Here is an 18,197-nt window from a genome sequence, read left to right as displayed (position 1 = left end):
AGTTTCCTTCTATCACTGTTCTCTGTTGAAAGACCCGTTTATATGCGCGCAGCTTTTCCTTCCTTGCAACTACTTCCAGTGGCAGCCGCCTTGTCGCTGGCTTTCGCTTCCCACACGGCCTGCGCCGCCAATGGCGCCAACGGGCAGGACGACTTGACGGCTGGCGATGAGAAAGTCATGCAGGCGGTGCAGGTGACGGGTGCGCGCGCGCAAGGCCTGGTGCCCACCACCACCGAGGCGGGCAGCTTCCGTGGCGCCAACATCATGGACGTGCCATCGACCGTCAACGTGATCACGCGCGAACTGCTGGAACAGCAAGCCGTGTCCGGCCTGTATGACGCCGTGCGCAATACGGCTGGCGTGACGCGCCAGCAAAACGGCGGCGATACCTGGGATCAGCTGGTGGTGCGCGGCATCGCCGTGGAAAACCGCACGAATTACCGCCTCAATGGCTCGTTGCCCATCATGAACTTTTCGCAAGTACCCATGGAAAACAAGGAGCGCGTGGAAGTGCTGAAGGGCGCTTCTGCCCTGTATTACGGCTTCACCTCGCCGGCTGGCGTCGTCAACTTCGTCACCAAGCGCGCCGGCAGCAAGCCCGTCACGAGCATGGGCTTGAGTCTCGACGACCGGGGCAGTGCCGTGGCAAACGTGGACATCGGCCGCCGCTTTGGCGCGGAGCAGGAATTCGGCGTGCGCGTGAATGCAGCCGGCGGCACCCTGGGTTCCTGGCTGGACAATGTCGGCAACGGCAACCGCAGTTTCATTTCCACGGCGCTGGACTGGCGCGTGACGAACAAGCTGCTGCTGAAAGCGGACCTGGAATACGACCGCCGCCGGGTGACGGAGCAGGCGGGCGTGGCCTTGCCGGCCGCCGTGAAAGGCGTGATCAGCTTGCCGCGCGCCGTCGATCCGCGCAAGCTGATCGGCCCCGACTGGTCGAATTTCGAGGCGCAGACGAAAAACGCGCAATTGCGCGCCGACTACGCCATCACGGATGGCTGGGCCCTGACGGTCGAGGCGGGTCACTCGGAAACGGCGCGCGACCGCCGCCTGGCCATCTTCCGCCTGAACAATGCGGCGGCGCTGGCCACGGGAGCGGGCCGCATCACGGGCAATATGCAGCATCACGTGACGGTGTCGGACTTGCTGCGCGCGGAACTGGCCGGCACGTTCAATACGGGTTTCATTGCCCATGAACTGACCCTGGGCGCCTCGCGCACGGACAAGTCGCAAGATCCTATCTACCAGAGCAACTATACGATCGCCTCGCAAAACCTGTACAACCCCGTGCCCGTGACAAATGTCGTGTTCGGCCCGAAGCCGACTTCGCCGACGACGGCCGCGCTGGACACGCGCGACACGGGCCTGTATGCGCTCGACCGCATGGTCTTCAGCCCGCAGTGGCAAAGCGTCATCGGCGTGCGCCGCACCAGCTATCAAAGCGACCAGGGTGCCAGCCACTATGACGTCAGCAAGACGACGCCGATGGTATCGCTGGTCTACAAGCTGACGCCGGCGATCTCGTTCTACGCCTCGTCGGCGCGGGGCCTGGAAGAGGGCGAGACGGGCCCGACGGGCACCGTCAACCAGAACGTCAAGATGGCGCCCGGCGTGAGCAAACAGAAGGAACTGGGCGCGCGCTGGCTGACGCCGGGCGGCACCCTGGTGTCGGCCGCGCTGTTCGACATCACGCGCCCCGGCTATTACACCAACAGCAGCAATGTGTTCACCTCGGATGGCGAACAGCGCTACCGCGGCCTGGAATTGTCGACCCAGGGCAAGCTGACGCGCCAGTTGTCGTGGCAAACGTCGGCCCAGTTCCTCGACCCGAAATTCGAGCACATCAACGCCGACTACAACGGCAAGGCGCCTGAAAACGCGTCCAAGCGCACGGCCAGCGCCTTCCTCGCCTACGCCCTCGACGCCGTGCCTGGCCTGTCCGTCAATGGCGGCGCGTATTACTACAGCGCCCGTCCCGTCAACGACCTGAACCAGGCATTCCTCGGCGGTGTGACCTTGTTCAGCGCCGGCGCCCGCTATGCCAGCACGCTGATGCAGAAATCCGTCGTGTGGCAGCTCAACGTGGAAAACGCGGCCGACAAGCGCTACTGGGCTGGCGCCGGCACGCGCCTGGCGTCCGGTGCGCCGCGCGCCATCAAGCTGAGCATGAAGGTGGACCTGTGATGCGCCTGCTCAACACCGCATTGGCGACGGCCTTGCTGGCGGGAACGTTGCATGTGCAGGCGGCGGAGGCTGTTGCTGGCAAACAAGTGTTGCTGGTGGTGCGCCTGGAAGGCAAGAGCTTGCCTTTTGACGAGAAAATCAGGGAACACCTGGAGGCGCGCGGCTATGCCGTCACGCTGCACAGCCAGTACGCGCCCGTGTCCGGCGCGCAAGGCAAGGACCTGGTGATCCTGTCGTCGACCATCCGGGGCCGCGACTTGCTGGGCGCTTACCGCAACGTCACGGTGCCCGTGCTGACGTGGGAAAACGATTTGTATGACGACCTGTCGATGACGGGCAAGCGGGCCGGCGTGGACTATGGCACGGTGGAAAAGTCGCGCTATGTGTGGCTGGTCAACGCTCCCCACGCGCTGGCGGGCGGCTTGCCGGCCGGCACGGTAGATATTTATCAAAAGCAAGCCACCATGAGCTGGGGCAAGCCTGGCCTGGGCGCGACGACCATCGCCACCATCTATGGCGAACCGGAAAAAGCTGCCATCTTCGGCTATGAAAAGGGCGCCACCATGGATTACGACAGCCTGGCGCCTGCGCGCCGGGTCAGCTTCTTCCTCGACAATGAAACCTTCACGAATCTGTCGCCGGCCGGCTTGCGCCTGTTCGACGCGGCCGTGGACTGGGCCAGCGATGGCAAATAGCCCATCCTTGACGCTGGCGGCGCTGATGCTGGCCATGTCCGCACCGGCAGCGGGCGCAGCCGCACTCGACCCCGCCTTGCCCGCCTACGTGCCGCAGCCCGTCAAGGTGCCGGCCACGGCCGGTTACCTGGACCGCAAGACGGGCGCGGCCATGATAGGCGGCGCCGAACACGTGGCTTCCGTCGTTGGCCAGTGGAATGCCCTGTTTGCGGCCAGCCACCCGGGCATCGTCCTGGGGTTTGACGGCAAGGGCACCAGCAGCGCCGTGCCGCTATTGATGCACGACAAGCTGTTGTTCGGCGCCATGGGCCGCGCCATCAATCCCATCGAGCTGGTGCCATACCGCAAGATCGTGGGGCGCGACGCGCTGGAAATCCGCATCGCGCACACGGCATCCACGCCGGGCGAGCACCTGGCCACGTCCCTGGCCGTGTACGTGAACCGCGCCAATCCATTGATGCGGCTGACGGCGGCGCAAGTGTCGCAAATTTTATCTGTCGGCAATCCAGGCGGCGACTTCAGCCGCTGGGGGCAGCTGGGCTTGAGCGGCGAATGGCGCGAGCGCGCGATCCACCCGTACGGCACGGCCGCGTACACGGGCTTTGGCGACTACTTGCAGCGTGAACATTTCCAGGGCAGGGCGCTGGCACTCAATCACGAAGAGCTGGGCAACACGGCCGCCATCACGGGCCGCATCGCGCAAGACCCGGCCGGCATCGGCGTGGCCGCGCTCGGTGTGCAGCACCCGCAGCTGCGCCAGGTGGCCATCGTGGGCGCGGATGGCCGGGCGACGACGGGCACGGACGAGGAAGTGGTCGCGCAACGCTACCCGTACGGCCGCTACGTGTACCTGTACGTGCGCCGCTTGCCGGGCCACGCCGTCGATCCGCTGGCAAAGGAATACCTGCGCCTGGTGCTGTCGCGCGAGGGACAGGCCATCATCGCCGCGCAGCCGGGCGGCTATCTGCCCCTGACGGCCGCGCAAGCCAGGGCTGAACTGGAGAAACTCGAATGACGCTGTTGAACAAGACCGCACTGGCCGCTTGCTGCGTGCTGGCGTCCGCCGTGCAGGCCGCGCCCCTGGGCGTTGATCCCGCGCAAACCTATGTGAACCGTGACGGCACGGTGGCCATCGTCGGCAATGATGGCCTGGAAGAAGTGATGACGCAGTTGAACGCGCTGTTTACGCGTCAGCATCCGCAGGTGCGCTTCAGCTTGCGCATGGAAGGCTCGTCGGCCGGCATGCCCGCACTGACGGCGGGCGCCACGGCGTTTGCGCCGCTGACGCGCGACATGTGGCCGGGCGACCAGGCGGCCTTCCGGCAAGTCTTCGGTTACGACGCCACTCCCGTGCGCATCGGCTACAACGGCCACGGTCCCCGTCCGCCGGCCAAGACGCCGCCCGCCGTGTACGTGCACCGCGACAACCCCTTGGCGGGCTTGACGATGGAGCAGCTGGGTCAGGTATTCACGGCAGGCGCACCGGGAGGCGACGCCAACCTGTGGTCGCAGCTGGGCGCGACAGGGGATTGGGCGCCGCGCCGCATCCACGCCTACGGCTTGCGCGACGATGGCGGCTTCGCCACGGGCTTGCGCCATGCGCGTTTCGGCAAGCGTCCGTTTGCCGCCAGGTACGAGGCGCTGGCCTCGCGCGAAGCCGTGATCCGCGCCGTGGCCGCCGACCGCTATGGTATTGCCGTGCTGGGCTGGGTCAATGCGGCACCCATCTCGGACCAGGTGCGCGTGCTGCCGCTGGCGGCGGCCCGGGGCGCGCCATACTACGGTCCCGATAAGGCCACCGTGCGCGCCGGCAATTACCCGCTGACCATGCCCGTGCAGCTGTACGTGAACCGCGCGCCGGGGAAGAGGCTCGATCCGCTGGTGAAAGCGTACCTGCAGCTGGCCCTGTCGCCGCAGGGACAAGCCATCATTCTGGCCCAGCAGGATAGCGAAGAGGGCTACTTGCCGCTCAGCGAACAGGACTTGCAGGCCGAGATCAAGAAACTGGACGCTTTGTAAAGTTTCTTTGACCACATGGCTGGCTGCAGGGCAGGGCGGCCGCTATAATGCCGCCATGTTTATTCGCCAAGGCCGCGCCGTCGTCGTCCTGTGGATCGCGTGCCTCGCCATCCTCATGGCCGCGCTCGCCCCCACCTTGTCGCGCGCGTTCACGGTCGCCAGCGGGCAGGCCGTGCCCAGCTTCGAGATCTGTTCCGTGGCGGGCGGCATGAACATGCTGCCCGTGAAATTGTCCACGGACACACCCGATCCCGCCAAGGACGGCATGCGCATGGGCGATTGCCCGTGCTGCAGCATGCATGCCGATACCCTGGCGATACCGCCCACCTCCCTCGTGCTCGCTTCCGGCGAACTCATCACGGGCTTGCTGCCCGAGTTGTTCTACCAATCCGCCACGCCATTGTTCGCCTGGACGCCCGTCCAGCCCCGTGGCCCGCCCGCCGCTTTCTGATCTGTCCTTTCCCTGAACGGCCTTGCCTCGCACTTGTCGTGCGCTGGCGCCTGTTCGTCTTGCCCATACAGAAACTGAAAGCAGCACCATGAAACATTTACCGTTATTGATTTCCCTCGCCATCGCCATGCCTGCCGTGGCGCAAACGCGTAGCGAAGCCGGCACCACCGTGCTGCCGGAAATGAAAGTCATCGTCACGGCCATAGGCGACGGCTACCGTCCTGCCGCCGACACGGCGCTGATGCTGTCGAGCACCCCCGGCTACAGCGTGGCGGCAGGTGGCGGCGTGTCCGGCTTGCCCGTAGTCAATGGTTTCGCGGATGACCGCATCAAGATTCGCATCGACGGCATGGAACTGACGTCGGCCTGCGCCAATCATATGAATGCGCCGCTGTCCTACATTGATCCGCAACAAGTTCAGCGCATCCGCCTGATCGCGGGCGTGACGCCCGTCAGCGCGGGCGGCGACAGCATCGCCGGCACCATCGAGGTGCAGTCGAACGCGCCCGTGTTCGCCCAGCCCGGCGCAGGCTTGCTGACGCAAGGCAGCTTTGCCGTCTCGGGACGCAGCGTCAACAACAGCGTGGCGACCAGCGTGAATGCGTCGGCCGCCAGCGATACCTTGAGCGTCGGCTACAGCGGCGCTTACACGCGCGGCCACAGCTATGAAGACGGGCATGGCAACACCGTGCTGGCCAGCATGTTCGAGAGCATCAACCAGTCCATCGTGCTGGCGGCGAAAGGCCAGGGCCAGCAGCTGACCCTGCGCGCCGGCGTGCAGCACATCCCGTACCAGGGTTTTCCCAACCAGTACATGGATATGACGGACAACCACGGCCAGTTCGCCAATCTCGCGTACAAGGGCGAATTCGGCTGGGGCGTGCTGGACGCGCGCGCCTACTGGCAGCAGACGGACCATGAGATGGGCTTTTTCAGCAGCGAGCGCAAGGGCTCGATGCCGATGCTCACGCATGGACGCAACACGGGCTATGCGCTGATGGCCAGCTTGCCGACGGCGGCGGGCGAGTTGCGCCTGGGCCAGGAGTGGCACGGCTTCCGCCTCGACGACTACTGGCCGGCCGTGCCCGGCTCCATGATGATGGGTCCGCGCACCTACCTGAACATCAACGACGGCAAGCGCGACCGCACCGTGCTGTTTGGCGAACTGGAAACGCGCCACGATGCGCGCTGGACCAGCGTGCTGGGCGTGCGCGGCGAATCCGTGCGCATGGACACGGGCGACGTGCAATCGTATGGCACCAACATGATGAACATGCCGGACCTGATGGCCGCCAAGGCTTTCAATGCGCGCAGCCGCAGCCAGCGCGACACGAATATCGATGCCTCGGCGCAAGCCACTTTCACGCCCGATGCGGCCAGCAGCTATGAATTCGCGCTGGCGCGCAAGGTGCGCTCGCCCAATCTGTACGAGCGTTATTCCTGGGGCCGCGGTTCGATGGCCATGACCATGACCAACTGGTTTGGCGACGGCAACGGCTATGTGGGCAACATCGACCTCAAGCCCGAGACGGCTTACACGGCAGCATTGACGGTCGACTGGCATGGCGGCGGCGAGGAAGGCTGGTTCGTGCGCGTCAATCCCTATTACAGCAAGGTCGACAATTACATCGATGTCGACGTGCTGGCGTCTTTCCATCCGTACATGAAAATGGGTGCGAATGGCAACTTGCTGCGCTTTGCCAACCACGACGCCAAGCTGTACGGCGCCAATGTGGCATGGCAGCTGCCGCTGGCCAGCAGTGCCCGCTGGGGCCGTTTCATGGCGATGGGCAATGCCGCTTATACGCGGGGCAAGCGCAGCGATGGCGGCGACCTGTACCGCATGATGCCGTTCAACGCCTTGCTGGCCGTCGAGCACAAGCTGGGCGCCTGGAGCAACCGCATCGAAACGAAGATCGTGGCCCGCAAGGACAAGGTCGATGCGCGCCGCTTCGAACCGGAAACGGGCGGCTATGCCCTCGTCAACCTGCGCAGCAGCGTGGCATTGAACAAGATGGCCAGCCTGAGCGCGGGCGTGAGCAACCTGTTCAACCGCGCCTACGCGGACCCGCTGGGCGGCGTGTACCTGTCGGGCTTGAAGGCGAATGGCGGGGCGCTGCAAGCCTTGCCGGCCGAGGGCCGGTCGATTGATCTGGGGCTGCAGCTGAAGTTCTAACAGCAATGGCGCCTTCCCGTTGCCGGCGCGGGAGGGGAAGGCGCCTGCCAAGTGCACCGCATCGGCGCTGGCCAGGTGCTTGTGACAATGTGCGCATGTTTCTTCTTGGTAATTTGTTATGCTGCATGGCGTCCGGTTTTCGGCGTTTGCCGCACAGGCGGGCGATGGCGAGGCTTGCGGGGGTGGTCGGAAGTGGGCGCCGTGCCGCTAAAGCCGTAAGGGGATTACTTTTCCTGGTTAATTCATCGTCGTCCTGTTTCACCCGTTCATGCCATCGGAAACCTGTGAAATATCAAAAAATACTCGGCGAAGATGCCGCCGCCATCGTGCTGTCCCTGAGCGTTGTTGCATATGTGACATCCCTGTTTTTAAGGGCAATCGTGGACTCCCACGAAGTCTTGCTGGGCGGGGGCGTGTTATTGCTCGGCTGGCTAGGGCCGCTGGCCGGCAGTTTTGCCTGGTTTGCCAATCCGCTGCTTATTTTTGCCATGTATTTTTCGAAAGAGAAGCCCAGTGCCGCGATGCTGGCCGTTTTTTTTGGCTTTGTGCTGGCACTGACCACCTTTGGCATTAAAGAAATTCCCAGTGATAATGCTTCCTACACGGTGCTGGGATTCGGCGCCGGATGCTATCTTTGGCTGGCCTGTTTTCCAGCCGTGTTCATCGCCTCGTTCTTAAACAGCAAAAAATCCAGGGCACTTGCTCCTGGCGAATAGCCTTGTTTTTTCTATTGCGGCATGACAGGTGATCTCCCGTCACCTGTTGGCTGATCAACCATCCTTTGCCAGGCGCGTCCGGATGCGGTCTAATCATGGCTTGTTCCTTTCCGAGGTTGCCATGCTGCCCACTTCCGCCATCGCCGCGCTGTGCGAAAAATTTCCCCTGATTACAGAACTGATGGCCTTGCAGCCCTTGAGCTGGTTCAATCCCCGCATTGCGCCGGCGGCCGAGGCCTTGCACGACGTGGGCTTGACGGCGGACGATGTGGCGCAGGCCAGCGCGCGCCTGGCGCGCTTTGCGCCATATCTGGCCAAGGCGTTTCCGGAAACGCAGGCCAGCGGCGGCGTCATCGAGTCGCCCGTCGTGCCGCTGCCCGTCATGCAGGCGGCGCTTGGCATGACGAGCGGTCAGCTATGGCTCAAGCAGGATAGCCATCTGCCCATTTCCGGTTCCATCAAGGCGCGCGGCGGCATCTATGAAGTGCTGAAGCACGCGGAAATGCTGGCGCTCGACGCCGGCTTGCTGCAGAAGGGCGATGATTACAGCGTGCTGGCCAGCGACGCCGTGCGCGCCTTCTTTGGCCAGTATGCGATCGCCGTCGGCTCCACGGGCAATCTGGGCTTGTCGATCGGCATCATGAGCGCGCGACTGGGCTTTCGCGCCACCGTGCACATGTCCGCTGACGCGCGGCAATGGAAGAAGGACAAGTTGCGCAGCCACGGCGTCACCGTCGTCGAATACGCAACCGACTACAGCGTGGCCGTGGAAGCGGGACGCAAGCAGGCGGAGAACGACCCGACCTGCCACTTCGTCGACGATGAAAATTCGCACGACCTGTTTCTCGGCTACGCGGTGGCGGGCCAGCGCCTGAAAGCCCAGTTTGCCGCAAGCGGCGTCGCGGTCGATGCGGCCCACCCCCTGTTCGTGTACTTGCCGTGCGGCGTCGGCGGCGGCCCCGGCGGCGTGGCCTTCGGCTTGAAGCTGGCCTTTGGCGATGCCGTCCACTGCGTCTTCGTCGAGCCGACCCACTCGCCGTGCATGCTGCTGGGCGTGCACACGGGTTTGCACGAGGGAATCAGCGTGCAGGAGATCGGCATCGACAATGTCACGGCCGCCGATGGCCTGGCCGTGGGACGCCCGTCCGGTTTCGTCGGACGCGCCATGCAGAGGCTGATCGACGGCTACGCCACCGTCACGGATGAAGAACTGTACCGTTTGCTGGCGACGCTTGAGCAAACGCAAGGCTTGCGTTTGGAACCGTCCGCCGTGGCCGGTTTCGCCGGCATCCAGCCCGTGCTGGCCGCGCCGCAATACCAGCAGCACCTGGAAACGGCCACGCATCTGGTGTGGGGCACGGGCGGCAGCATGGTGCCGGAGCAAGAGATGGCCGCCTACGTGGCGCGCGGCCGCGCCTTGCTGGCGGCCGGAGCCGCTTGATGCCGGCCGGCGCGCCGATCAGGGCCACGCTCACGGCCAGCCAGTTCGCCAACCTGCATACCTTTCTCGTGGCGGCGCGCCATGCCAGTTTCGCGCTGGCGGCGCAGGAACTGGCGCTCACGCCCAGCGCCGTCAGCCACCGCATCGCGCGGCTGGAAGCGGGGCTGGGTCTGCGCTTGTTCGAACGCCTGACGCGCCAGGTCAGGCTGACGCAAGACGGCGAGCGCATCTTCGCGGCCCTGCAAACGGGCTGGGACAGCCTGCATGCGGCCCTTGCCGGCGGCGATGCGCTGACGGGCAGCGTCACCGTGCATGCGCGTCCGTCGGTCGCGCAATGCTGGCTGGTGCCGCGCCTGGCGGGCTTCGCTGCGCAGTATCCGGATGTGTCGATCGACTTGCGCGTGGGCAATGACGCCGTCGACTTTCGCGCCGGCCAGGTCGACCTGGCTTTGCACTATGGCGACGGCCACTTTCCCGGCCTCGTATCGCGCAAGCTGATGGATGAATGGCTGGCGCCCGTCTGCAGCCCGCAGTATGCGCGCGAGCACGGCTTGCTCGATGCGCCACACAACTTGTCCGGCGCGACGGTGCTGCACGACACCCTGGCCTGGCCCGCCTGCGCGCCCGATGCCGAGTGGCGCCTGTGGCTGGACGGGCAGGCATCCGGCGTGGACTTGCCCGCGCGCAGCCTGCGCTTCGACCGCGCCGACCTGTGCGCGCAGGCGGCCATCCACCACGCGGGCGTGGCCATGGGCCGGCGTCAGCTGGTGCAACCGTGGCTGGCCAGCGGTCAGCTGGTCTTGCCGTTCGGCGGATTCAACCTGGCCAGCCCGCAGGCGTATTACCTCGTGCACGCCGCGCGCACACCGTTGCCGGCACGAGTGCAGGCGCTGTCCGACTGGCTCGTGGGGCAGGCTATTTGATACACTGCGCCCCTTACCAAGCAACGCGCCAGAAAGCAGCCCCATGCAACCATCTCCCTTGACCTCCACCGCGCCAGCGGAATTGCGTGCATCTGCGCTCGCTTGCCTGCTCGAACCCGACCCGGCGACGAAGGTGGCGATGGTGGCGGCCATGGCCGCAGCCGAGCTTGCGCTGGACGTCAAGGCGCCGCTGGCGCCGTCCGGCGCCGTGCCGGGCCGGCCCGCACGTCCGGAGCTGGTGCCGCCGCGCCTGGTGGGACGGCGCTCGATGATCACGCCGGAAGGACGCGCCATGCTCGTCCACGCGCTGGCGCACATCGAATTCAATGCGATGAACCTGGCGCTCGACGCCCTGTGGCGCTTCCCTGATTTGCCGGCCGAGTACTACACGGACTGGCTGCGCGTGGCGAAGGAGGAAGCGACGCATTTCGCCATGCTGCAGGCGCACCTGCAGGTGCTGGGCCACACGTATGGCGACTTTCCCGGCCACGACAGCCTGTGGGAAATGGTCGACAAGACGCGCGGCGACGTGCTGGCGCGCATGGCGCTGGTGCCGCGCACCCTGGAAGCGCGGGGTCTGGACGCGATTCCGCCGCTGCGCGCCAAGCTGGCGCAGGCGGGAGACATGGCCGCCGCCGCCATCCTCGACATCATCCTGCGCGATGAAGTGGGGCACGTCGAGATCGGCAACCGCTGGTACGGCTACCTGTGCGATCAGCGGGGGCTGGAACTGCGCGCCACCTATGCGGAGCTGGCGCTGCGCTACGAAGCGCCCACCCTGCGCGGCCCGTTCAATCTGGAAGCGCGGCGCCGGGCGGGGTTTTCGGAGCTGGAACTGTCCGACTTGCCTGCCTGAACACGCCCGGGGCGCCGCCCGGCTGTTCAAGGATGGGCCGTCATGCTCAGATGCCAGTGGTGCAAGTGGGACGGGTCGATGCTCACCTTGAGGGGTTTGGTCCACACCGGCACGCCCGGTATCCGCGCGTGCGGCGGGCTGGCGAAACAGCCGTCGATGAGGGCCAGCTTGATGAAACGGTGGCCGATGTAGACGACGCGCGTGCTGGCGGCGCCCGCTTCCAGGGTCAGCATGGCCCGGTTGGCCGTGATCCACGCGCCCAGCCTGGCCAGTTTCGGCTTTTTCGGCAAGCCGGCCGCCACTTCCGCTTCCGCATCGTTGATCAGCTGCAGAATGGCGGCGCCATTGCCCAGGCCGCCCAGCTCGTCCGAATAGCCGCCCGCGCCATCCGCGTAGCGCATGTCGATCTGCTGCCCATCGCTGTGGCCGTCGTGGTCGAGGATGGAACGGCCTGACGCCTCCTGCGTCACGTGCTGGCCGCTGATATCGTTGAAACGGTAGGGTTTTCCCGCCAGCCAGGCGATGGTCAGGCGCGTGGCCCACGAATCGCCGCCGTCATCGCGCGGCCCGTAGCGCCGCTTCGCCAGCGCCGCTTCGTTGTTGGCAAGATACAGCGGGATGAACGCCGTGTCGCCCTTGAGCGCCACTTGCCCCCCTTCCGCGGGGTCGGACACGGCGTTGGCATTGCCGACGCGTCCCTTCAGGCGGACGGTGAGCACGGCTTTCCTGTCGATTTTCGGCCCCGGGAAGTCGGGCAGTTTCAGGCGCGGGAAGGTGATCCTGTCCTTGCCGCGGATGTTGGCCTGGTCGAGCAGATTGACCGTGCTGAAGGCCGGGTTGGCGCCGTCGGCCGACATGCCGATATTCACTTCGGTCAAGTTGACCCGCTCCGGCGAATAGCGCACTTCCAGTGAGATGGTGTGCCGGTCGGGCGTGTTCTGCGGCACGGACACGTAGGGGCCGGGGAGGTTGTGCGCGAGATTGCGCGGCTGCAGCACGGGATGCAGGTCCGCATTGATGGGGAACAAGCGCGCCCGCGTGATCTTCAAGCCCTTGCAGGCCAGGCTCAGTTCCACCGTAGTGAGCGTGGCCAGCAGGCTGTCGCCGATATTCGTGGCGCTGGCGGCGCCCGTGATGAGGAGCGGCCCCGCCCTGGTTTCCTGGCTGACATCCACGCATTCCGTCCTGACGGTAGTACCCTGCGTGAAATGCGACTGGTTGACGGCGCCCATGTTTGCCAGGTCGACGCCCGGCAAGCCGACCACGACGTAGGACCAGGTGTCGTTGTACTGGCTTTGCTGGGTCGTATAGGTGGGATATTCCGCCGTCCTGACGGTGATTTTCACGCCCACGTCCTGCGTGCCTTTCGGTACCGTGTAGCTGAAGGGCCGCACGACGGTCTGGTTTTGCGGGCCGGCCGTGGCGGTGAAGGACTGCGTGCCGTCCAGGTCCTCATCCTGCGGCGTGGCCGGCGCCGGCACGGCCATGGCCTGCGCCGCTTGCCGCGCCGGCGGCGCGGCGCCATCCTGCGTCACGGGAGCGGCGGTCCATGGCGCCGTCGCCGCCTGCAAGCCGGGGCCGGCGGCATACGGGTAGGTGATGCTGACGTTGACGATGGTGCTGGTGGGGAAGATGGCCGTGCTGATGCCGACGACATTCGGATGGTCGAGATCGTTCAGGGTCAGCTGGTAGGTGTCGGGAATGACGCTGTCGAAATGGAAGGCGCCCGCCGCGTCGATCACGGCCACGCGGCGCAGGTGGAAGTTATAGCCTGTGAGCAAGATTTTCTTGCCGGCCAGGCCGCTGGCGTTGCCGCCTGCCGGCGTGCGCATCTGGCCCTGCAGCACGGTGGCGGCCTTGATGACGGTGAGCGCGTACGACACGGCAAATTCGCCATCCTGCGTGACAAAATTCAGGTGCAGCTGCAGCGCGCCGGCCGGCAGCACGTTCAGCAGCTGCTGCATGGCCGTGGCGCTGATGCTGAAGCTGCCCGTGTCCGCATGAAAGACCCAGTAGGAATGGATGGCCACCGTCGCGCCGCTCTGCGCCGCCAGGAAGCCGCCGCTGTCGTTGCGCAGGTTCATCGGCGCCACGCCCTCGAGGCGGAAGGAGAGGCCGCCGGGCTGCAGCGTATTGTTCTGCCCCAGGCCGCCGATGGCCAGCTTCGGCGGCGCGGGCGGCAGCGAGCCGTTCTCGAGCGGCTCGACATACACGTGCAGGGCGGTCGGCAGCTCGCTCTGGATCAGCAGGTCGAGGGTGGTGACGATGTTGCCCTTGGTGACAAAAAACTGCGCGTGCTGGTCTTCGCCCGTGTCGCCCGGGGTGGAAAAGCGCAGGCTGCCATCTTTCAGCAGCACGTCCGTCACGGCGCCGCTGGCCGCGACCTTGTCGGCGCCGGCGGGAAAACCCAGTTCGGCCAGCGGCAAGCTGACCACCTGCGCCGGGCGCACGGGGTCGAGCGCCACGCTGGCGCCGGACGTGATGTTCCACGCCAGGCCGCCAAGCTCGAACGGACGCGTGCGGTCGATGCGCAGGGTGATGGTGTCGTCGGGAGTGACCGTCGCGCCCGCGTCGATGCCGCCGGCCAGGACGCTGTCGTCCACGATGCTGGCGCCGGCAGGCACGCTGGCCAGGATGGCGCGCACGTTGCTTGCCGCTTCGCTGCCATTGTTGCGGATGCTGATGCGGAACGTGTAGTCGTAGGTGCGGCGGTTGATGCGCTGCTCGCCCACCTTGCGCAGTGCCGTCACCGTGAAGGGGCCGGCAGCCTGGCCGGCGTCCGCGCTGGCCGCCAGGGGCACGGCCGTGTCCGGCCCCAGCGTATCCGCATCCGCCGCCAGCATGACTTTCGGCGTAGGCGGCTGCGTCGGATCGTTCGAACCGCCGCAGGCGCACAGGCTCAGGGTCAGCAATGGGGCCAGCACGGCGGCGGCCAGCTGCCGGCGCCGCAGGCACAGCATGGCCAGCACGCCGGCCAGCAGCAGCCAGGGCGTGGAGGGCAGGGTGATGGCGGCCGGCTGCGTGCTGCCGGAGTCGAGTTCGATGAAGGAAACGGGGTCGAGGATGGAAAACGGCTGGGCGCCGGGGCTGCCCGCGCCCAGGTAGTCGAAGGTGACGGAAAAGCCCGTGGCCGTGGCACCGGGATTGATGCCGCCGGCCAGCGCCAGCGCGTCGAGGTAGCCGCTGGCGGGGATGGCGGGATCGGGCTGCACCAGCAGCACGTCCCAGCCGGGCGCCGTGGAAACGTTGTGCAGGCTGGCATACCGGCCCACGTTGAAGAACAAGGTGAATTCCCCGATGGGCACGCCCAGGGTGGTATTGCTGACGGTATAGTCGTAGCGCCACTGCGTGCCGCCCAGCGCGGTTGCCGTGTAGCCGATGTGGGTGGCGTGCGCGGCGGACATGGCGCAGAGCAGCAGCGCCAGCAGCGCCTGTTTGATAAAACCCATGATCGTTCCCCCGTTGACTGGCGCCAAGCGTGCCCAGGCAAGAGGTCAAGCAGGAAGCGTTCCCGTACAAAATGTGCTGTAAAAACAATGACTTGGCTGAGGCGGGGTGGTGCCGGTGTCAAATCCGCCGACACGGGTTTTTATGGCTGAGTCTGTCAGCGCTGTCCTACTTATCTTGTCGAAACTGTCTGATTGTATGCCCTGCGGAAACACGCGATGATGATGTTCATGCTGCAACAGCCAACCAGTCCGACGGAGTATGCGATGCAAAAGCCAGTCCAGTCCATCCACGTGAACAAGCCGTTCCTGCTGATTTGCCTGTTTACTTTCTCGACCCTGGCGGCCACCTTGATGAATACGGACGAGGCGCGGACGGACGATGCCGCCCCGGCGCCCGTGGCGCGCGACGTTGGCCACGGCGCCTTGCCCGTCTGCCGCAGCGACGCCCTCACACTGTCGGCCCAGTGCCAGCCCCAGCCGGCCCGCCAGGCTTGATGGGGTCAAGCCTGCAGGCGCTGCTGCAGCAAGGCCAGCACGGCCGCTTCTTCCGGCGCCAGCGCCGGCAAGTCGTCCTGTAATTGCTGCCGCGCCCGCGCGCGCATGCCTTCCCATAAGCTACCATCCAGATACGATTCCAGCACGGCCGGGTGCACATAGCACTTGCGGCAGATCGTCGGCGTGTTGCCCAGTTTTTTTGCCACCGACTCGATCGCTTGCACGATGTTTTTCTTCGCTTGCGCCTCGGAATCGACTTGCTCGAACGCCTGCAGGGCCAGCGCGGCCAGCAGGGTGCCGGACCAGGTGCGGAAATCCTTGGCCGTGTAGTCTTCGCCCGTCACTTCGCGCAGGTAATCGTTGACGTCGCCCGAATCGACGCCGTGGCGCGCGCCATCTTCATCGATATATTGAAACAGTTCCTGCCCCGGCAGCTCGCGCATGCGCTGCAGCACCCTGGCCAGGCGCCGGTCGCTCAGGCGGATATCGTGGCGCACGCCGCTCTTGCCCTTGAAGCGGAAGGCCACGGCGCTGCCGTCGAGCTGCACGTGGCGCGTGCGCAGGGTCGTCAGGCCGAACGATTTATTGGTGCGCGCATATTCTTCGTTGCCGATGCGCATCATCGTCAATTCCAGCAAGTGCACGATGGTGGCCAGCACTTTTTCACGGGGCAAGCCGGGCAGCTGCATACCGCGCGCGACGGCGGCGCGGATGGCGGGCAGGGCGCGGCCAAAGCTGAGCATGCGCTCATATTTCACTTCATCGCGCACCTGGCGCCAGCGCGCATGGTAGCGGTATTGCTTGCGGCCCCGCGCATCGCGCCCCGTCGCCTGCAGGTGTCCCGTCGCGTGCGGGCAGATCCACACGTCCGTCCAGGCGGGCGGTATGGCCAGTGCCTTGATGCGCGTCAAGGCGGCGGCATCGCGCAGGAACTGGCCGTCCCCGTCGCGGTAGCGGAATTTGCCGGGTTTGCCCAGGCGGGCGATGCCGCGCTGGTGGTCGCCCGTGTAGCGCAGGCCGGCGGCGCGGGCCGTGGTGGTGGCGGATATTTCCATGACGCTAGCTTACCTTGCACGCCGCGCGCCCGGCGCGCCGTTATGCTAAGGTGCGCATTCGTAACGCCGTGCGCGGCAGACAGGAGCAGCAGATGTTTGGCAGAAAAAAGAATCTGGAAGAAGACCACGCCCCCCAGGCCGACAAGCAGTATGAAAAGAAATACACGGATGACAGCTTCTGGGACAAGGTCGTCAAGTTTGCCAAGACGGCGGGGCGCGAAGTCATCGAAAAAGCCCTGTGGCTGTACTACGCGGCACAGCAGCCGAACACCCCGCTGTGGGCCAAGACGGCCATCTACGGCGCGCTCGGCTATTTCATTTCGCCCATCGACGCGATTCCCGACATCACGCCCGTCGTCGGCTATGCGGATGACCTGGCCGTGCTGGCGGCGGCCGTCGCCACGGTCGCCACCTACATCACGGCCGACGTCAAGGAACGGGCCGCCGAGAAACTGCGCGGCTGGTTCGGCGCCTAGGCTTTCTTTGCCGCCGGCGCGCCGCTGCCCCCATGGGCCAGCAGGCGCAGCACGACTTCTTTCTGGAATGAACGAAATTCCTTGTCCGCGCTGACGTTGGCGAAGGCCAGCACGGCCGTCTTGCTGGCGCGGTCGACGCAGACGACGGACGCGGCGCCCGGGTCGCCGCCGCTGTGCGTGGCCAGCGGCTTGCCGTCGACGTCGCGCAGCAGCCACACCAAGGCCTGGCGCACGGATGAATCGGCGGGCACGACGGGGGCCGCTTGCGGGGCGAAAAACAGTTGCAGGGTGGCATCTTGCAGGTAGCGGTGGCCATCGACCCGGCCGCCATTGCTGAAAATGGCCAGGAAACGGGCGAAGTCATGCGCCGAGCTGCGCAGCAGGCCGGCCGGCCAGTCCGGATAGCCGACGGGCGGCAGCACTTGCAGGCCCGGCTCCTTGTGCACATACGGCTGGGCGACGACGGCGCGCCGCGGCAAGCCTGCCAGGCTCCACGCCGTATGGTCCATGCCCAGCGGTTCGAACAGGTGCTCGTGCGTAAAGGCGTCGAGGCCATCGGGGTTCACGCGGCCCACCAGATAGCCGAGCAGGGCGATGCCGACATTGCTGTAGCGCCATTCCGTGCCGGGCCGTGCCGCAAACGATACATCCGCGTCGTACCAGGCGCCGCCGCGCGACAGATAGCCCTTGACGAAGTCGCGCAGCGGTAATCGCGGGTCGCCCTGCACGGCAAACGCCGTCGTCTTTTCGTACACGGCGTCGGAAATGCCCGAGGTGTGGTTGAGCAGATGGCGAAAGGTGATGGGCACGTCGGGAAACTTCGGGTGCATGAGCGGGAAGTCCAGGTAGGCCGCCACCTTGTCGTCCAGCTGGAAGGCGCCCTGTTCCAGCAGCATCATGACGGCCGCGGCCGTGACGAGCTTGCTGACGGACGCGACATGGAACACCGTGTTGGCATCGGCCTTCTTGCCGGCCTGGATGTCGGCCCAGCCATAGCCGCGCGCGAAGATGGTCTGCTCGCCGCGCACCACGGCCACGCCCATGCCCGGCGTTTCCGTGCGGGCCAGTCCATCGCGCATGAAGCCGTCAAATTCCGTTTCCCACGCCAGCCTGGCCGGATCGGTGGCGCAGCCCGTTTGCAGCAGGGCCAGTGAGACGCCCAGTCCCAGCACGCTTCGTCGTTTCATTGATTCTCTCTTTTGCCATTTTTAATTATCTTAACAACATTTCCGCCCGACATAGGGGCGATTGACAAAAC

General features: G+C 65.7%; 15 protein-coding genes. 12 read left to right on the top strand and 3 right to left on the bottom strand.

The features are described 5' to 3' along the window. Positions 1-42: 42 nt before the first annotated feature. From OX460_RS06630 to OX460_RS06585, 10 genes are all read left to right on the top strand, one after another. The gene (locus tag OX460_RS06630) at positions 43-2,187 is read left to right on the top strand and encodes a TonB-dependent siderophore receptor (RefSeq protein WP_289898138.1); all 2,145 of its coding nucleotides are present in this window, start codon (positions 43-45) and stop codon (positions 2,185-2,187) included. After that, positions 2,187-2,882, top strand: coding sequence for a hypothetical protein (locus OX460_RS06625; protein WP_289898137.1), 696 nt, complete (start codon positions 2,187-2,189; stop codon positions 2,880-2,882). The genes OX460_RS06630 and OX460_RS06625 overlap by 1 nt, the downstream gene beginning before the upstream one ends. Beyond that, positions 2,872-3,897 carry a substrate-binding domain-containing protein gene (locus OX460_RS06620; RefSeq protein ID WP_289898136.1) on the top strand — a complete coding sequence of 342 codons (1,026 nt, stop codon included), beginning with the start codon at positions 2,872-2,874 and terminating at the stop codon, positions 3,895-3,897. Before OX460_RS06625 ends, OX460_RS06620 begins: the two co-directional genes overlap by 11 nt. Further along, entirely contained in the window at positions 3,894-4,901 is a 1,008-nt protein-coding gene (locus tag OX460_RS06615; protein ID WP_289898135.1) for a substrate-binding domain-containing protein, read from the top strand. Before OX460_RS06620 ends, OX460_RS06615 begins: the two co-directional genes overlap by 4 nt. Positions 4,902-4,956: 55 nt before the next feature. Further along, entirely contained in the window at positions 4,957-5,352 is a 396-nt protein-coding gene (locus tag OX460_RS06610; RefSeq protein ID WP_251348970.1) for a DUF2946 domain-containing protein, read from the top strand. 88 nt (positions 5,353-5,440) lie between these two features. Further along, complete coding sequence (locus tag OX460_RS06605; RefSeq protein ID WP_289898134.1) at positions 5,441-7,528, top strand: TonB-dependent receptor; 2,088 nt, start codon at positions 5,441-5,443, stop codon at positions 7,526-7,528. 284 nt (positions 7,529-7,812) lie between these two features. Next, positions 7,813-8,244, top strand: a complete 432-nt coding sequence (locus OX460_RS06600) for a hypothetical protein (protein ID WP_289898133.1) — start codon at positions 7,813-7,815, stop codon at positions 8,242-8,244. A 121-nt stretch (positions 8,245-8,365) separates the two neighbouring features. Then, positions 8,366-9,685 carry a D-serine ammonia-lyase gene (locus tag OX460_RS06595; protein WP_289898132.1) on the top strand — a complete coding sequence of 440 codons (1,320 nt, stop codon included), beginning with the start codon at positions 8,366-8,368 and terminating at the stop codon, positions 9,683-9,685. Then, positions 9,685-10,608, top strand: coding sequence for a DNA-binding transcriptional regulator DsdC (gene dsdC, locus OX460_RS06590; protein WP_289898131.1), 924 nt, complete (start codon positions 9,685-9,687; stop codon positions 10,606-10,608). The genes OX460_RS06595 and dsdC overlap by 1 nt, the downstream gene beginning before the upstream one ends. 43 nt (positions 10,609-10,651) lie before the next feature. Next, complete coding sequence (locus OX460_RS06585) at positions 10,652-11,464, top strand: ferritin-like domain-containing protein (RefSeq protein ID WP_289898130.1); 813 nt, start codon at positions 10,652-10,654, stop codon at positions 11,462-11,464. Positions 11,465-11,490: 26 nt separating this feature from the next. Here the strand turns inward: OX460_RS06585 and OX460_RS06580 are convergent, their stop codons facing one another. After that, complete coding sequence (locus OX460_RS06580) at positions 11,491-14,913, bottom strand: hypothetical protein (RefSeq protein ID WP_289898129.1); 3,423 nt, start codon at positions 14,911-14,913, stop codon at positions 11,491-11,493. A gap of 264 nt (positions 14,914-15,177) precedes the next feature. Here OX460_RS06580 and OX460_RS06575 point away from each other — a divergent pair, with 264 nt between their 5' ends. Continuing rightward, positions 15,178-15,408, top strand: coding sequence for a hypothetical protein (locus OX460_RS06575; RefSeq protein WP_289898128.1), 231 nt, complete (start codon positions 15,178-15,180; stop codon positions 15,406-15,408). A 5-nt stretch (positions 15,409-15,413) separates the two neighbouring features. On the opposite strand, the gene OX460_RS06570 is transcribed toward OX460_RS06575, so the two are convergent. Beyond that, the gene (locus OX460_RS06570) at positions 15,414-16,463 is read right to left on the bottom strand and encodes a DNA topoisomerase IB (protein ID WP_289898127.1); all 1,050 of its coding nucleotides are present in this window, start codon (positions 16,461-16,463) and stop codon (positions 15,414-15,416) included. A gap of 92 nt (positions 16,464-16,555) precedes the next feature. Between OX460_RS06570 and OX460_RS06565 the strand changes: the two genes are divergently transcribed. Beyond that, complete coding sequence (locus OX460_RS06565) at positions 16,556-16,939, top strand: DUF1232 domain-containing protein (RefSeq protein ID WP_099664192.1); 384 nt, start codon at positions 16,556-16,558, stop codon at positions 16,937-16,939. Here the strand turns inward: OX460_RS06565 and OX460_RS06560 are convergent. Further along, positions 16,936-18,126 carry a serine hydrolase domain-containing protein gene (locus OX460_RS06560; protein ID WP_251348961.1) on the bottom strand — a complete coding sequence of 397 codons (1,191 nt, stop codon included), beginning with the start codon at positions 18,124-18,126 and terminating at the stop codon, positions 16,936-16,938. The genes OX460_RS06565 and OX460_RS06560 overlap by 4 nt on opposite strands. Between the last annotated feature and the right edge of the window lie 71 nt (positions 18,127-18,197).

The sequence above is a fragment of the Janthinobacterium sp. SUN033 genome (genome assembly GCF_030397595.1).
Taxonomy (GTDB): domain Bacteria; phylum Pseudomonadota; class Gammaproteobacteria; order Burkholderiales; family Burkholderiaceae_D; genus Janthinobacterium; species Janthinobacterium kumbetense.
Note: the sequence above shows the minus strand (reverse complement) of the source record. Positions and strands in the feature narration are given on the sequence as shown.

Coding starts and splice junctions, on each gene's coding strand:
- OX460_RS06595 (WP_289898132.1), top strand. CDS start 8,366: ATGCTGCCCACTTCCGCCATCGCCGCGCTGTGCGAAAAATTTCCCCTG.
- OX460_RS06625 (WP_289898137.1), top strand. CDS start 2,187: ATGCGCCTGCTCAACACCGCATTGGCGACGGCCTTGCTGGCGGGAACG.
- OX460_RS06620 (WP_289898136.1), top strand. CDS start 2,872: ATGGCAAATAGCCCATCCTTGACGCTGGCGGCGCTGATGCTGGCCATG.
- OX460_RS06565 (WP_099664192.1), top strand. CDS start 16,556: ATGTTTGGCAGAAAAAAGAATCTGGAAGAAGACCACGCCCCCCAGGCC.
- OX460_RS06560 (WP_251348961.1), bottom strand. CDS start 18,126: ATGAAACGACGAAGCGTGCTGGGACTGGGCGTCTCACTGGCCCTGCTG.
- OX460_RS06570 (WP_289898127.1), bottom strand. CDS start 16,463: ATGGAAATATCCGCCACCACCACGGCCCGCGCCGCCGGCCTGCGCTAC.
- OX460_RS06585 (WP_289898130.1), top strand. CDS start 10,652: ATGCAACCATCTCCCTTGACCTCCACCGCGCCAGCGGAATTGCGTGCA.
- OX460_RS06610 (WP_251348970.1), top strand. CDS start 4,957: ATGTTTATTCGCCAAGGCCGCGCCGTCGTCGTCCTGTGGATCGCGTGC.
- OX460_RS06630 (WP_289898138.1), top strand. CDS start 43: ATGCGCGCAGCTTTTCCTTCCTTGCAACTACTTCCAGTGGCAGCCGCC.
- OX460_RS06575 (WP_289898128.1), top strand. CDS start 15,178: ATGCAAAAGCCAGTCCAGTCCATCCACGTGAACAAGCCGTTCCTGCTG.
- OX460_RS06605 (WP_289898134.1), top strand. CDS start 5,441: ATGAAACATTTACCGTTATTGATTTCCCTCGCCATCGCCATGCCTGCC.
- dsdC (WP_289898131.1), top strand. CDS start 9,685: ATGCCGGCCGGCGCGCCGATCAGGGCCACGCTCACGGCCAGCCAGTTC.
- OX460_RS06615 (WP_289898135.1), top strand. CDS start 3,894: ATGACGCTGTTGAACAAGACCGCACTGGCCGCTTGCTGCGTGCTGGCG.
- OX460_RS06580 (WP_289898129.1), bottom strand. CDS start 14,913: ATGGGTTTTATCAAACAGGCGCTGCTGGCGCTGCTGCTCTGCGCCATG.